The 13,092-nt window shown below is 58.1% G+C and carries 15 protein-coding genes; 11 read left to right on the top strand and 4 right to left on the bottom strand.

The features are described from left to right. Positions 1–9 precede the first annotated feature (9 nt). Positions 10–960 carry a transaldolase gene (tal, locus tag ACSJLU_RS18090; RefSeq protein ID WP_016926754.1) on the bottom strand — a complete coding sequence of 317 codons (951 nt, stop codon included), beginning with the start codon at positions 958–960 and terminating at the stop codon, positions 10–12. Positions 961–1,153: 193 nt separating this feature from the next. Further along, positions 1,154–1,612, bottom strand: a complete 459-nt coding sequence (rpiB, locus tag ACSJLU_RS18085; RefSeq protein WP_025303812.1) for a ribose 5-phosphate isomerase B — start codon at positions 1,610–1,612, stop codon at positions 1,154–1,156. A 318-nt stretch (positions 1,613–1,930) separates the two neighbouring features. Here rpiB and ACSJLU_RS18080 point away from each other — a divergent pair, with 318 nt between their 5' ends. The 6 genes from ACSJLU_RS18080 to ACSJLU_RS18055 all read left to right on the top strand — a co-directional run bounded on the left by ACSJLU_RS18080 (position 1,931) and on the right by ACSJLU_RS18055 (position 7,933). Further along, positions 1,931–3,043: an MDR/zinc-dependent alcohol dehydrogenase-like family protein gene (locus ACSJLU_RS18080; RefSeq protein ID WP_025303811.1), complete on the top strand. Its 1,113-nt coding sequence runs from the start codon at positions 1,931–1,933 to the stop codon at positions 3,041–3,043. A 66-nt stretch (positions 3,044–3,109) separates the two neighbouring features. Next, the gene (locus tag ACSJLU_RS18075; RefSeq protein WP_025303810.1) at positions 3,110–4,378 is read left to right on the top strand and encodes an MFS transporter; all 1,269 of its coding nucleotides are present in this window, start codon (positions 3,110–3,112) and stop codon (positions 4,376–4,378) included. A gap of 35 nt (positions 4,379–4,413) precedes the next feature. Further along, the gene (locus tag ACSJLU_RS18070; protein WP_025303809.1) at positions 4,414–5,184 is read left to right on the top strand and encodes an SDR family oxidoreductase; all 771 of its coding nucleotides are present in this window, start codon (positions 4,414–4,416) and stop codon (positions 5,182–5,184) included. 29 nt (positions 5,185–5,213) lie between these two features. Next, positions 5,214–6,215, top strand: coding sequence for a dihydroxyacetone kinase subunit DhaK (locus tag ACSJLU_RS18065; RefSeq protein WP_015378693.1), 1,002 nt, complete (start codon positions 5,214–5,216; stop codon positions 6,213–6,215). Positions 6,216–6,218: 3 nt separating this feature from the next. After that, a complete protein-coding gene (gene dhaL / locus ACSJLU_RS18060) occupies positions 6,219–6,875 on the top strand; it encodes a dihydroxyacetone kinase subunit DhaL (RefSeq protein ID WP_049205376.1) in 657 nt (218 codons plus the stop codon). A 95-nt stretch (positions 6,876–6,970) separates the two neighbouring features. Then, entirely contained in the window at positions 6,971–7,933 is a 963-nt protein-coding gene (locus tag ACSJLU_RS18055; protein WP_025303807.1) for a sugar-binding transcriptional regulator, read from the top strand. Positions 7,934–7,999: 66 nt separating this feature from the next. Here the strand turns inward: ACSJLU_RS18055 and ACSJLU_RS18050 are convergent, their stop codons facing one another. Next, positions 8,000–8,593, bottom strand: a complete 594-nt coding sequence (locus tag ACSJLU_RS18050) for a lytic polysaccharide monooxygenase (protein ID WP_004936574.1) — start codon at positions 8,591–8,593, stop codon at positions 8,000–8,002. A 404-nt stretch (positions 8,594–8,997) separates the two neighbouring features. Between ACSJLU_RS18050 and ACSJLU_RS18045 the strand changes: the two genes are divergently transcribed. Further along, the gene (locus tag ACSJLU_RS18045; protein ID WP_025303805.1) at positions 8,998–9,939 is read left to right on the top strand and encodes a LysR family transcriptional regulator; all 942 of its coding nucleotides are present in this window, start codon (positions 8,998–9,000) and stop codon (positions 9,937–9,939) included. 84 nt (positions 9,940–10,023) lie between these two features. Here ACSJLU_RS18045 and ACSJLU_RS18040 read toward each other — a convergent pair whose 3' ends face one another. Then, entirely contained in the window at positions 10,024–11,523 is a 1,500-nt protein-coding gene (locus ACSJLU_RS18040) for a glycosyl hydrolase family 18 protein (protein WP_043140380.1), read from the bottom strand. Between the two features lie 293 nt (positions 11,524–11,816). Between ACSJLU_RS18040 and ACSJLU_RS18035 the strand changes: the two genes are divergently transcribed. Genes ACSJLU_RS18035 through lysC form a run of 4 tightly spaced genes read left to right on the top strand, consistent with a single transcriptional unit; the run spans position 11,817 to position 13,065 of the window. After that, positions 11,817–12,143, top strand: a complete 327-nt coding sequence (locus ACSJLU_RS18035) for a phage holin, lambda family (protein WP_033643982.1) — start codon at positions 11,817–11,819, stop codon at positions 12,141–12,143. Then, on the top strand, positions 12,133–12,534 hold the full coding sequence (locus ACSJLU_RS18030) for a M15 family metallopeptidase (RefSeq protein WP_025303803.1): 402 nt from the start codon (positions 12,133–12,135) through the stop codon (positions 12,532–12,534). The genes ACSJLU_RS18035 and ACSJLU_RS18030 overlap by 11 nt, the downstream gene beginning before the upstream one ends. After that, a complete protein-coding gene (locus tag ACSJLU_RS18025) occupies positions 12,531–12,911 on the top strand; it encodes a DUF2570 family protein (RefSeq protein WP_043140376.1) in 381 nt (126 codons plus the stop codon). Before ACSJLU_RS18030 ends, ACSJLU_RS18025 begins: the two co-directional genes overlap by 4 nt. Beyond that, positions 12,892–13,065, top strand: a complete 174-nt coding sequence (gene lysC, locus ACSJLU_RS18020; RefSeq protein WP_380825991.1) for an Rz1-like lysis system protein LysC — start codon at positions 12,892–12,894, stop codon at positions 13,063–13,065. Before ACSJLU_RS18025 ends, lysC begins: the two co-directional genes overlap by 20 nt. Positions 13,066–13,092: the final 27 nt, after the last annotated feature.

The following is a 13,092-nucleotide window of genomic DNA, read 5'->3' as shown; positions in this document are numbered from 1 at the left end:
CCAGTGCGATTACAGTTGAGCGGCCAACATGTCTTCCAGCTTCTGCTGGTCGACGGCGAACAGGCGGATGCCTTCGGCGAGTTTTTCCACCGCCATGGCGTCCTGATTGTGCAGCCAGCGGAATTCCGCTTCGGCCAGCGGAGCGGGTTGGTGGAAGCCCTCGGTCGACGGGGTCAGCTTGCGCTCGACCGGCTGTTCGCTGTTTTTCAGCTGCTCCAGCAGGTTCGGCGCGATGGTCAGGCGATCGCAGCCGGCCAGCGCCAGGATCTGCTCAACTTTGCGGAAGCTGGCGCCCATGATCACCGTCTGGTAACGATGACGCTTGTAGTATTCATAGATGGTGCGCACCGATTTCACGCCCGGATCCTGATCGGCGTCATAGTCGGCGGCAGGCTGTTTGGCCTGGTACCAGTCATAGATGCGGCCGACGAACGGCGAGATCAGATACACGCCGGCTTCGGCGCAGGCGCGGGCCTGTGCGAAGGAGAACAGCAGCGTCAGGTTGGTGTTGATGCCTTCTTTTTCCAGCTCTTCGGCGGCTTTGATGCCTTCCCAGGTGGAAGCCAGCTTGATCAGGATGCGCGATTTGTCGATGCCCTGTTCCTGATACATGCCGATCAGTTTGCGCGCTTTGGCGACGCACATGCCGCGGTCGAACGACAGGCGGGCGTCCACTTCGGTGGAGATGCGGCCCGGCACGCTTTTGAGGATCTCGACGCCGATGTTGACCGCCAGTTTATCGCTGGCGTTGATCAGCTGGGTTTCCTTGCTGCCGCCCTGGCGGCGGGCATACTCCAGCGCTTCGGTGATCAGCGCTTTGTACTGCGGCAGCGCGGCGGCTTTCAGGATCAGCGAAGGGTTGGTGGTGGCGTCCTGGGGTTCGAACTGGCGGATGGATTCGATATCGCCGCTGTCGGCGACCACCGTGGTCAGCTGCTTGAGTGCGTCTAATTGATTCATTGATAAGCTCCTTGACCAAGCTCAACGTAGGGAAATGAGAACCTTTTTCATCATAGGGGGAACACACTGCATCATCGGGTCGAGAATGAAAATGCGCTTTTTCTGATTGTTGCGATGGATAATAACAATGAATGCCGAGTAAACCCAGGCGGAGCGCGGCTTATGCACGACCGCCATCATGGCTGCAGGCGATTTAACGCCGTCCGACCGCGTTTTCGTAATAGCCGATTCGCTCGACTTTCGGCGCCGAACCTCCCCCTTCAAACTCCGACTCCAGCCAGGCATCGACGATGGTTTTCGCCAGCTCGGCACCGATGACCCGCGCGCCCAGCGTGATGATCTGAGCATCATTGCTTTTGCGCGCCCGTTGGGCGGAGTAGGTATCGTGACATTGCGCCGCGCGAATGCCGGGCACTTTATTGGCCACGATGCTCATACCGATGCCGGTGCCGCACAGCAGGATGCCCCGCCGATGTTTTTCCTCCCGTATCGCCTGTGCGACGCGATAGGCGATATCGGGATAGATCCCCGTTTCTGCGGTGCGATCCGTCGTGTAGTCAATGACGGGAATGTCCCGTTGTTGCAGGTGGGCGACGATCAGATCCTTCAGTTCAATGGCGGCATCGTCGGCGCCGATGGCGATAGGCAGCATAGCGGTCTCCTGATTGGTAACGAAAAGGGCGGCGATCCTCGATGGCGCCACGTTCATTACCGTATCTCTGTTTAATCAAATGTTCAATCTATGTTCTTTTGTTTTTTCGTCGTGTTTTCTGTTTGCGCCTGTAAAAGGTGACTTTCGTCACTAAAAAAGAGGTTTTAATCGTTATTCATCCTCATGTAGACGGGTTTTTGAGCGATATCACACTTTGATAAGTTCACTGTGGGCAAATTGAACGCGTGGCGTTAGTGTTCATTTGTTCTTTGCGTGTGTTAATGATCAAAATAAGTTCCCCTACCAGAGGAGAGTGCTATGTGTCAGACCTGCATGACAGAGGCGAAAATGGCGGCCGGTATCCCCGAGATCATGAAGGCGGTTGTGGCGTACGCCCCGAAAGATTACCGCCTGGAACAGGTGCCGGTACCGAAGATTGGCCCGAAAGAGATCCTGGTGAAGATCGAGGCCTGCGGCATCTGCGCCGGCGATGTTAAAGCGTTCGAAGGGGCGCCCAGCTTCTGGGGCGATGAAAAACAACCGGCATACATCAAGGCGCCGATGATCCCCGGCCATGAATTTATCGGCCACGTGGTGGGATACGGCGAAGGCGTCGAGGGCTTCAATCTCGGCGATCGCGTGATATCAGAACAAATCGTTCCCTGCTGGCAATGCCGCTTCTGCAACCGCGGTCAGTATTGGATGTGCGAAAAGCATGACCTGTACGGTTTCCAGAAAAACGTCAATGGCGGCATGGCCGAGTACATGAAGTTCACCAAAGAGGCGATTAACTATCACGTGCCGGCCGACTTGCCGATCGAAAAAGCCATTCTGATCGAACCCTATGCTTGCTCCTTCCATGCGGTGCAACGCGCCAATATCAAACTGGGCGATGTCGTGGTGCTGGCCGGCGCCGGCACCCTGGGGCTGGGCATGATCGGGGCGATCAAAAAGTCCGGGCCCTCGAAGCTGGTGGTGCTGGATCTGTCCGACGAGCGTCTGGCGCTGGCGAAGCGCTTCGGCGCGGATGTGACGCTGAACCCGACCCGTGACGACGTGCCCGCGGCGGTTAAAGCGATGACCGACGGCTACGGCTGCGACATCTACATAGAGGCGACCGGCGCCCAAAAGTCCGTGGAACAGGGCCTGACGTTGATCCGCAAACTCGGCACCTTCGTCGAATTTTCCGTGTTCAAGGATCCGGTGACCGTCGACTGGAGCATCATCAGCGACCGCAAGGAGCTGGACGTGCTCGGTTCGCACCTCGGCCCTTACTGCTACCCGCTGGTGATCGAAGGCATCGCCAATGGCGATCTGCCGACCGAAGGCGTGGTGACGCATACGCTGCCGCTGGAACAGTTCGCCGAGGGCTTCGAGCTGATGAAGCGCGGCATCGGTTCAATCAAAGTGGTGCTTAATCCAAACCTCTGAAACCTGCATCGTTCTTCGGGTGCGGGCGAGCCTGCGCCTCCATAATCACATGTGCTGGGGTGTTCTATGTTGCATGGACTGATTCATCGCATTGGTCTGTCACCGAAACTGCTGCTGGGCTATGCCGGCGTGTTGGTGTTCATGATGGGCGAAGGGCTGGAACAAGGATGGCTGTCGCCTTATTTGATTGGCAAAGGGCTGAGCATTCAGGAATCGGCGCTGCTGTTCAGCGTTTATGGCTTTGCGGCCGCGATCGCCGCCTGGTTTTCCGGTGTGCTGGCGGAAATCTTTACCGCCCGGCGGGTGATGTTGGCCGGCCTGCTGCTGTTCTTGTTCGGTTCGGTGTGCTTTTTGACGTTTGGCCTGCCGAGCAACAACCTGGCGATCATGGTGCCGACCTATGCGCTGCGCGGCTTGGGCTATCCGCTATTTGCCTACGGTTTTCTGGTGTGGGTGGCGTATGAGGCGCCGCCGGAAAGGCTGGGGTCGGCGGTGGGGATTTTCTGGTTCGTCTACAGCGGCGGGCTCAGCGTGCTGGGCGTGCTGTATTCCAGCATCATGCTGCCTTATCTCGGCGAGATCCACACGCTGTGGAGCGCGCTGATTTTCGTCGTGCTGGGCGCGGTGATTGCGCTGATGCTCAATCGCGACGACGGCGCGGCACAGAGCGGCAACCGGGAAAAAGCGTCGCTGGGTTACGTCTTGAAAGGCATCACCATCGCGTTTGAAAACCCGAAGATCGGCCTGGGCGGCATCGTGCGCACCATTAATACCTCTGCGGCTTACGGCTTCGTCGTATTCATGCCCATGTACATGATGGATATGGGGTTCACCCGTACGCATTGGCTGCAGATGTACGCCGCGCTGTGGACGGTCAACATCATTTTCAACTTGATTTTCGGCGTGATCAGCGACGGTCTCGGCTGGCGCAATGTGGTGATGTGGTTCGGCTGCGTCGGCTGCGCCTTGACCACGCTGATGTTCTACTACGTGCCGCAATTCTTTGGCGCCAACTACCTGCTGACCGTTTGTGCCGCCGGTTTGTTCGGCGCCTGCCTGGCGGCGTTCGTGCCGCTGTCGGCCATCATGCCGTCGCTGGCGCCGGACAATAAGGGCGCGGCGATGTCGATTCTCAATCTGGGCGCTGGCCTGAGCACCTTTGTCGGCCCGGCGGTGGTGGGGCTGTTTATCGGCAGTCTCGGCACCGTTGGCGTGATCTGGATCTTTACCGGCTTGTACCTGTTCAGCGGCGTGCTGATGAAATTTGTCACGCTGCCGAAGGAAAGCGCGACGGCGTCGGAAGAACGCGGCGCGAGTTTGGCGAAAATATCCTGACCGAGGGTGAAGTTCACAGTTTTAAGGGGAAATATATGATTAATCATCAAACTACGGCGCCGCGCGAGCTCTCGCTGCAGGGCAAGGTGGCGCTGATTACCGGCGGCGCTGCGGGGATCGGCCTCGCTATCGCCGAACGCTATCTGCAAAACGGCGCGTGCGTGGCGCTGCTCGATCGGGCGCCACAGGTTGCGGAAGTGGCGCGACAGCTGGACGCCGAGGCGGCGTTGGGCGTCGTGGCCGACGTCACCGATGCCGCGTCGGTGGAGCGGGCGGTGGCGCAGATTGAGGCGCATTTCGGGCGGCTGGACGTGCTGGTCAACAGCGCCGGCATCGTCGCGCTGCATCCTGCTGAGGAACTGCCGGAAACGGCGTGGGATGCAACCCTGGCGGTCAATCTGAAAGGCGTGTTTCTTACCTGCCAGGCGGTAGGGCGCCGTTTCATTAGTCAGCGCGGCGGCAGCATCATCAATCTCGCCTCGCAGGCCGGGGTGGTGGCATTGCCGAATCACCTGGCCTATTGCGCCAGCAAAGCGGGCGTGATCGGGTTGACTCAGGTGCTGGCGCTGGAGTGGGGGCCGCACAACGTGCGGGTCAACGCCATTTCACCCACCGTCGTTTTGACGGAGCTGGGCCGTAAGGCCTGGTCTGGCGAGGTGGCTGAGCAGATGAAGCAGAAAATCCCGCTGCGGCGCTTCGCCGAGCCGCAAGATATCGCCGCCAGCGCCCTGTTTTTGGCCGGCGACGCGGCGGCGATGATCACCGGCGCCAACCTGGTGGTCGACGGCGGTTACACCATTCAATAATTTCTTATTCAGGCGACAGAGAGGCCGCGATGAACAGAATCATTAACGATCCCGATCACGTAGTGGAAGACGCCATTCAGGGCTATAGGCTGGCCCACCCGGACTATTACGCCGCCACCGACAATGCGCGGGTGTTGAAATATCCGCCGGCGCCGATCGCCGGCAAAGTCGGCATCGTCACCGGCGGCGGTTCCGGCCATGAGCCGGCGTTCCTGGGCTATGTCGGCAAAAACATGCTGGATGCCGTCGCGATTGGCGAGATTTTTTCATCGCCTACGGCGGGGGCTTTTCTCGACGCTTTCAAGGCGGCGGACAGCGGTGCGGGCGTCGCTTGCCTGTACGGCAACTACGCCGGCGACAACATGAACGTCAAGATGGCGATCAAGAAGGCCACGGCGGCCGGCATACGGGTGAAAACCGTGGTGGCCAACGATGACGTCGCCTCGGCGCCGGCCAGTGAGATCGATAAACGGCGCGGCGTGGCCGGCGAAATTCTGATGTGGAAGGTCGGCGCGGCGGCGGCGGCCAAGGGATACGATCTGGACGGCGTGATCGGCGCGGCGCAAAAAGCCATCGACCGGTGTCGTTCGATCGGCGTCGGCCTCAGTTCCTGCACCATTCCCGCGGTCGGCAAACCCAATTTTCATATCGAAGACGGCAAGATGGAGATCGGCATTGGCCATCACGGCGAACCGGGCATTGAGGTGTCGCCGATCCAGTCGGCGTCGGCGATGGCCGGCACCATGCTCGATTTCGTGCTCAACGACATGCCGCTGGAACAGGGGCAGGAGGTGGCGTTGCTGATCTCCGGGCTTGGCGCCACGCCGGTGATGGAGCTGTATATCTATTATGCCGAAATAGAGCGCCGATTGACGGCGAAAGGCGTGCGGGTGCATCGGCGCTACGTCGGCAATTACTTCACGTCGCTGGAAATGATGGGCGTGACGCTGACGCTGATGACGCTGGATGACGAACTGAAAACGCTGCTGGACATGCCGGCGCAATCTTTAGGCTTAACCCAGGTGGAGTGAATCATGACGGAACAAATTTCAACCCGGTACGGCAGTGAGATCGTTACGGGGCTGATAGACACCATTGTCAGCAACCGCGAATACCTGAGCGAAATAGACGGCGCCATCGGCGACGGTGACCACGGCATTAACATGTCGAAGGGATTCGCGATGTGCGGCGATGCCATTCGCGGCCGCACGCTCACGCTGGCGCAGGCGTTCGATGCGGTTTCCGATGCGCTGATGGAGGGCATCGGCGGTTCGATGGGGCCGTTGTACGGCAGCCTGTTCATGGGCATGGCGGAGAGCGTGCGCGAGCGCAGTGTGCTGGATAAGCAGGCATTTTTGGCGATGTTGCACGGCGGATTGCGCGAACTGCAGGACATCAGCAGCGCGGGCGTGGGGGACAAGTGTCTGATGGATACGCTGATACCGGCGGTAGCGGCGTTTGAGCAGGCGGCGGGGTGCGGTGACGACTTCGCCGCTGCGCTGGAACAGATGAGGAGCGCCGCGGCGCGCGGGCGCGATTCCACGCGCGAGCTGGTGGCGAAAATCGGCCGCGCCAGCCGTCTGGGCGAGCGTTCGCGCGGCGTATTGGATGCCGGCGCGGTATCTTGCTGTCTGCTCTTGACCCGATTGGCGGACGAGGTGGAGCAACGACTGAATACCGTTGCCGCCTGATCGCGTTATACTAGCGGGCATTCAGCATTGTCGGAGGGGCGTGTATCGTCCCTCCGCCATGATTAACCGGCCTGCCGTGGGGAAACGTCTAACGGATGGAAAAACAAACTGTGTCCCAGGATAACGAACTGCTGACCGAAATCGCCGTTGCTTATTATCAGGATGAGATCACGCAGGAAGAGATCGCCAAAAAATTCGGCATTTCACGGATCAAAGTCGGTCGTTTGCTCAAGCGCGCCAAGGAAGAAGGCATCGTCGAGATCAACGTGCGTTATCACCCGGTATTCAGCACCCGGCTGGAACAGCAGATGATGGAACGTTTTCCCATCAGCCGCGCGCTGATCGCGCTCGACCATCAGGACGAAGAGGAACAGCGTCGGCAAGTGGCGGCGCTGGTGTCCAACTATCTGGCGATGTCGCTGAAAGACGATATGGTGTTGGCGGTTGGCCAGGGACGCAACGTGGCGGCGATTGCCGATCACGTCGGCAACGTGACGGAGCGCAACTGCAAGTTCATCTGCGGCATCGGCGGTACTCACCGTCCGGGCGATGCGATCAATGCCGACCATATCAGCCGGCGCTTGGCGAAGAAGTTCGGCGGCAGCAGCGAGACGCTTTACGCGCCGGCCTACGTTGAAAATCGCGCGCTGAAAGACGCCTTCATGCAGAACGGCACGATCAAGGAAACCCTGGATCGCGCGCGTAAGGCCGATGTGGCGTTAGTCGGCATTGGCGACATGAATGAAAACAGCTATATGGTGAAATTGGGATGGTTCACGCCGCACGAGATTATCGACGCCAGCCTTAATCAGGGCGTGATCGGCGACATCGCCGGCTATGACTTTTTCAATGCCCAGGGGCAGCATGTCGACACGGTAATGAATGACAGAGTGATCGGGCTAAGCATCGATGAGCTGCGCAAAATCCCTTGTGTGATCGCCATTGCTTCCGAGAATACCAAGGCGTTGGCGATTTTGGGCGCTTTGCGTACCGGTGCCATCGACATTATCGCCACCAGCGCGCTCAATGTGCGCACTATCCTCAACATGTCGCAATAGCGGCACCTGCAAAAATAAAGGGTTCAGCGCCAGGCTGAACCCTCAACGATCTCCTCATTTGACCGATTATTTGCTCAGGTTGACGTCGATCGCCTGATAGAAGGCGTTGGCGGTGTCGGCTATGTCCCACACGGCAAGGATCACGTGCGAACCGCTGCGATCTGCCGGTATGTTGCACTGGTGGGTGACCTGTGCGGCAGGGATGGCGCCGCCGTCGTTGAACTGGCAGAACGGCGTCAGGTCAAAGGAAGCGCGGGTCAGCGGCTGCGAAGCGTCCCAGTTTGGCTTGGTGATGAAATAGCGCCAGCTGGTGGTGCTGTGACGGGCGGTCAGCTTCCAGGTAAAGGAGTTCGGGCCGGTTTTCAGGTTGAGCTTGTTCCAGCGCGTCGGCGTTTGCTGATCCAGTTCGAAGAAGGTGGACTTGTCGGCGCTGGCGATGTGGCCGTCAGCCGGGCCGGCCTGTGGGAAGCCTTTCAGGCCTTCGACGCTCTGCGGTTCGTACTGCACGCTGCCGCACTGCGTGTTGAGCTGCAGTTTGCACTGGTAGGCGCGGCTGGCTGGCGACTCGACATAACCGTGAGCATTCGCCTGTTGCGAAACGCCGAACATGGCCGCGCTCAGCAGGCCCAGAGAGAGCAGGGTACGGGAAGTTTTGTTCATAAGTCACTCCTGACTGAAATAATGTTGTAAGTTGAGCGTATTTCACCGACAAAATGAGAGAGTAATAACGCAATTGGAAATAACCCTTCTTGTCGGCTTGTTTTATTTTTATCATTCTGGTCATGCGATAGAGCGGAATGTTTTAACGGCTATTAACGAAAATTATTATGATGACGATCTTTGATCGTTAGGCTGAATTTATTTAACTGTCGCTGTGTAAAAGTAGGGCGCTATGATGAATTTTATATCAGGTCGTGATGAATAGTATTTAAGATAGCGCTCTCATTTATGAAGTATATTGCTTGTTGCTATGAGTACCCTTGTTCGATTTGATCGATTTTTGTGCGCCACCACCTTGGGAATTTAGTGTCATTTTTCTTATTTTATTTTAAAGAGGAATTTGTATGACTAGATTATCCCTGGACGCGATTAAAATAATCAGCACCATCAAGAGCACCGGATCTTTCTCTATGGCGGCGGAGGCACTGCATAAAACGCCTTCGGCGATTTCTTATCGGGTTTCCAATATTGAAAGCAAACTCTGCGTGAAACTTTTTCATCGCAATGGCCCCATGATTACCCTGACGGATGAAGGGGAGTTTCTCCTGCAGGAGGGCAGCTGGATATTAAATGCGGTGCAGGATCTGGAAAGCCGGGTGCGCAACATCCCCAAGCTGGACAATAATATCCGCTTGGCGGTAGACACCTTCTTCCCGTTGGAAACCCTGACGCAGGATATCCGCGACTATATTCAGCATTGCCCGAACGCCAGTATCTCGGTGCAGCGGGAAGCGTTGAACGGTACCTGGGATGCGCTGAAGAACAACCGGGCGGATCTGATCATCGCCATCGGCCAAATTCCCGACAGCGTACAGGCCAAAACCCTGATGCTCGGCAAGCTCAACTTTGTGCTATGCGTGTCGCCTTCGCACCCGTTTGCGGCGCAGAGAAAACCGGTGTGCAAGAAACAGCGGTTGAACGACATCGTGGTGGTGATCGCCGACAGCAGCCACGAGCTGCCCAAGCGCAATCACGGCACGCTGCCCTTGCAGCGTCAGTTGGTGGTATGCGACGTGGAAAGCAACCTGGCGCTGCTCAAACGCGGCATCGGCCACGCTTTTCTGCCGCCTGCTTTGATCGAAAAGGAATTGGCCAGCGGCGAACTGGTGACGGTGCCGGTGGAAATGCAAAAGGGCGACGAAATGATTTGGCTGGCGTGGCACCCGGCCAGCAAGGGCGCCGGGTTTAACTGGTGGCATGAGCGGCTGACGCGCAAAAGCGATGTCTACAGCCTGATGGGCCGCGAAGTGGTACGGGATGGCGGCTATCCGTGGTGCCACAACTGATGGAATAGACACGAAGGGACGCGAAAATCAAACGGTTAACTCAATGAAAACCCCGCAGCATTCGGCTACGGGGTTTTTTACGGCTTACGCCACGCGGCCCACCTTCAGCCAGGCGCTGTCTGAGCCCGGCGCCGAGGTGATGTAACCCCACTTGGTCTGCCAGACGTAACCCTGATAGGACACCAGTGCCCCCTGCGCGTAAGTGGTGCCCGGCACGTAGGCCGGCGCGGTCATGATCGGCAGGTTACCGGGGCCGACGCCGGTGTAGCGCAGCCCGGTGCCCATATCTAGCTGGCTGTCGTCGTAGTCCGCGGCGTTGAAATAGCGATCCAGTGCGGCCAGCAGATCGCCGTTGCGGTTGTCTTGCCCCAGGTGCCAGAACATCACGCCGCCCAGCTGCTGCTGCTTGATGTACTTCGCTTTGTATTTGAAGCTTTCGGCATCGTCATAGGTGACAAACAGCCCGTTTTGCGCATGATACAGGTAAGGGGTTTTGGTCTTGTCGTTCCACAACCGCTGATAGCCGTAGTTGCCCTGCAGCATCTGCTCCAGCTGGCGATAGGAAGCGATACGCGGATCCTTGTCGCGTACGCACTCTTCGCAACCCACCAGCCAGTAATCAGTATTCGGATACGGATCTTCACCCGGCGTGCTGTGGCTGCTGTACTGGCCGCCGTTGCTGCCGCTGACGCCCTTGAAGGCGCGGCCGTAGAAGGGGACGCCCATCACGATTTTGGCGCTCGGCACGCCTTCCATCATCAGGTGTTGCTGCACCGCAGCGTCGACCGTCAGGCTGAACGGGCTGGGGAAGGCGCGGGTCAGCTCTTCCCAGCTCCAGCCCAGATTGGCTTCGCGCAGCGCGTTGTAGAAGGTCGGCCCGGCCGCGTCGCCGAACAGCGCCGCCTGGTGGTTGGTTACCTTCTCCCAAGGGCCGGCCAGATCGTAGGTCATCAGGTTAATGTAATCGAGCGGCGCGACGATCTGCGCCAGCTTGCTGTAATAGCGCGACAGGAAGAAAGCGCCGCCGGCGCCAGCGATGGTCAATTGATACGGCAGCACCTGGCGGCCGTCGGTGACGGTTTGCTGGTTCAGCAGGGTGCGGATCTCCTGCAGCGCGGCGATGAAACCGTCTACTTCCGCCGCCTGCGGATACTCCCAGTCGATGTCCACGCCGTCGAAGCCGTAATCCTTCATGATGCGCACGCAGGATTGGGCAAACTTGGTGCGCGACGCCGGGGTCTTCACCGCGTTGACGTAGTTGGCGTGCGACACACCCAAATCGTTGGAGTAGTACCAGCCGCCGATGGAGAACATGATGCGCAGGCTGGGGTTGTGCGCTTTGAGCGCGGTCAGACGATTGACCACATCGCGCGCCTTGGCGTCGTTGGTGGCCGGATCCCAGGCGCATTCCAGATTGCTGTTGATATCCAGGAACGAGAAGTTGATGTGCGTCAGCTGTTTGGCTTTGGCCGGCGTGATGTTGGAAACCGGGAACGGCACGACAGACGTATCGGTCTCGGTGTAATTATTGATTTGGTTGGTCGGAATAAAATAATACCCAATAACGGCTTTACGTGTGGACATGGCATTTCTCCAGAGTGGATGTTTTTATGATGGGGAAATATTTCCCGTTGCCATTAATGTTTATTTTTAGTGAAAACAAAAGTCGAAATAAATCACAATGACAATGAATTTTTATTCACTGCTGCACAAATTGGCGCTGATGAGTTGTGCCAGCGCTCAGCATGAATGAATTCGACCATAGGGGCTGTATTTATTCATTTGCTTTGTAATAGCATCCTTAATTAGATTCTGAATATCCGATGTCCCACCGGCCGTGATTGGCATTTAATTAAAAATAAAAAAGGAGATGAGCTATGTCCAGCATAGAGCCTGACGCTGTTGGCTTAATAGTCCAGCGAGTATGTGAATATCTTCAGCCGGTATTGAACGCCATTCTGGCCGGCGTGATGGCGCTATTGCACGGTGCCTATCGCAACGTGGGTATTCGGCGCCGTTTATTGAATGCGGCGATGTGCGCGTTATTGGCCTGGACGGTGCGCGATGCGCTGGCGTTGATGGGCCTGGAATTAAACTGGGCGAATTTGGCCAGCGTACTGATTGGTTTTATGGGGGCGGATTACATCAACGCCTTAATTAAAAAATTCATCGGCAAAAAGACGGGGTTTAAAAATGTTAAATGACATCGAAGAGATTCGCTTTACTGCCCGCAGCGAAGAAAACCTGCGCGGCGTACACCCGGATCTGGTGCGCGTTATTCGTCTGGCGCTGCGTTATTCCCTGGTGCCGTTTTCCGTCAGCGAGGGGCTGCGCAGTATGGCGCGCCAGCGGGAAATGGTGCGCGCCGGCAGCAGCCAAACGCTGCGCAGCCGCCATCTGACCGGTCACGCGGTGGATGTGGTGGCGATGCCGGCGGGTGTGGTCTCCTGGGAGTGGGATTACTACGCGCAGATTGCGGTGGCGGTGCGGCGCGCGGCGCGTGAATGCGGCATCATCGTCGAATGGGGCGGCGAATGGAAAACCCTCAAGGACGGCCCGCACTTCCAGCTGACGTTCCGGGACTACCCGGCATGAGCGGTTGGCTGCAAAAACTGATGCAGGGCGGGTTGCTGCTGCTGTTGCTGGCGGCTATCTGCCTCGGCGGCTACAGCTCGCTGCTGTCGCACCAGTTGGCGTCTGTGCGCCAGCAGGCGGAGGAACTGCAAAAAAGCCTGGCGCAGCAGGCGGGGCTGATCGCCACCCTGCAGACTCAGGATGCGCAAAACCGTGCGCTGATGGCGGCGCAGCAGCGGCAGGAACAGCAGCTACGCCAACAACACGAGGCTTATCAGAGGAAATACCGTGAAGCGATTAAAAACGATCCCTGCGCCGCTCAGCCTCTGCCTGGCGCTGTGTTTGAGCTCCTGCGCCCGGCCGCCGGCGCCGCAGGCCGTGCCGCTGTTGCCCCCTGAGTCGGTATTCTCTCCCTGTGAGCAGCCGCAGTTGCAGGGGAAGACCTGGGGCGATGCGGTAAGCTATGCCCTGGCGTTACAAACCTCGTTACACATTTGCGCCGGCCAGGTGGATACGCTCAACGCCTGGCGCGCCATGCTGCCGCCGCGCTGACGGCGGCGTTTCTTTGCTCGTCCCGCA

This window comes from Serratia bockelmannii, from assembly GCF_051803255.1.
Taxonomy (GTDB): Bacteria; Pseudomonadota; Gammaproteobacteria; order Enterobacterales; family Enterobacteriaceae; genus Serratia; species Serratia bockelmannii.
This window is presented reverse-complemented; position numbering and strand designations above follow the sequence as displayed.

Bases quoted from the DNA above. Each gene is read 5' to 3' on its own strand.
- ACSJLU_RS18030 (WP_025303803.1), top strand. From the start codon at position 12,133: ATGTTAAATGACATCGAAGAGATTCGCTTTACTGCCCGCAGCGAAGAA.
- ACSJLU_RS18055 (WP_025303807.1), top strand. From the start codon at position 6,971: ATGGAAAAACAAACTGTGTCCCAGGATAACGAACTGCTGACCGAAATC.
- ACSJLU_RS18050 (WP_004936574.1), bottom strand. From the start codon at position 8,593: ATGAACAAAACTTCCCGTACCCTGCTCTCTCTGGGCCTGCTGAGCGCG.
- dhaL (WP_049205376.1), top strand. From the start codon at position 6,219: ATGACGGAACAAATTTCAACCCGGTACGGCAGTGAGATCGTTACGGGG.
- ACSJLU_RS18065 (WP_015378693.1), top strand. From the start codon at position 5,214: ATGAACAGAATCATTAACGATCCCGATCACGTAGTGGAAGACGCCATT.
- ACSJLU_RS18080 (WP_025303811.1), top strand. From the start codon at position 1,931: ATGTGTCAGACCTGCATGACAGAGGCGAAAATGGCGGCCGGTATCCCC.
- ACSJLU_RS18025 (WP_043140376.1), top strand. From the start codon at position 12,531: ATGAGCGGTTGGCTGCAAAAACTGATGCAGGGCGGGTTGCTGCTGCTG.
- ACSJLU_RS18070 (WP_025303809.1), top strand. From the start codon at position 4,414: ATGATTAATCATCAAACTACGGCGCCGCGCGAGCTCTCGCTGCAGGGC.
- ACSJLU_RS18040 (WP_043140380.1), bottom strand. From the start codon at position 11,523: ATGTCCACACGTAAAGCCGTTATTGGGTATTATTTTATTCCGACCAAC.
- ACSJLU_RS18035 (WP_033643982.1), top strand. From the start codon at position 11,817: ATGTCCAGCATAGAGCCTGACGCTGTTGGCTTAATAGTCCAGCGAGTA.
- ACSJLU_RS18075 (WP_025303810.1), top strand. From the start codon at position 3,110: ATGTTGCATGGACTGATTCATCGCATTGGTCTGTCACCGAAACTGCTG.
- ACSJLU_RS18045 (WP_025303805.1), top strand. From the start codon at position 8,998: ATGACTAGATTATCCCTGGACGCGATTAAAATAATCAGCACCATCAAG.
- tal (WP_016926754.1), bottom strand. From the start codon at position 960: ATGAATCAATTAGACGCACTCAAGCAGCTGACCACGGTGGTCGCCGAC.
- rpiB (WP_025303812.1), bottom strand. From the start codon at position 1,612: ATGCTGCCTATCGCCATCGGCGCCGACGATGCCGCCATTGAACTGAAG.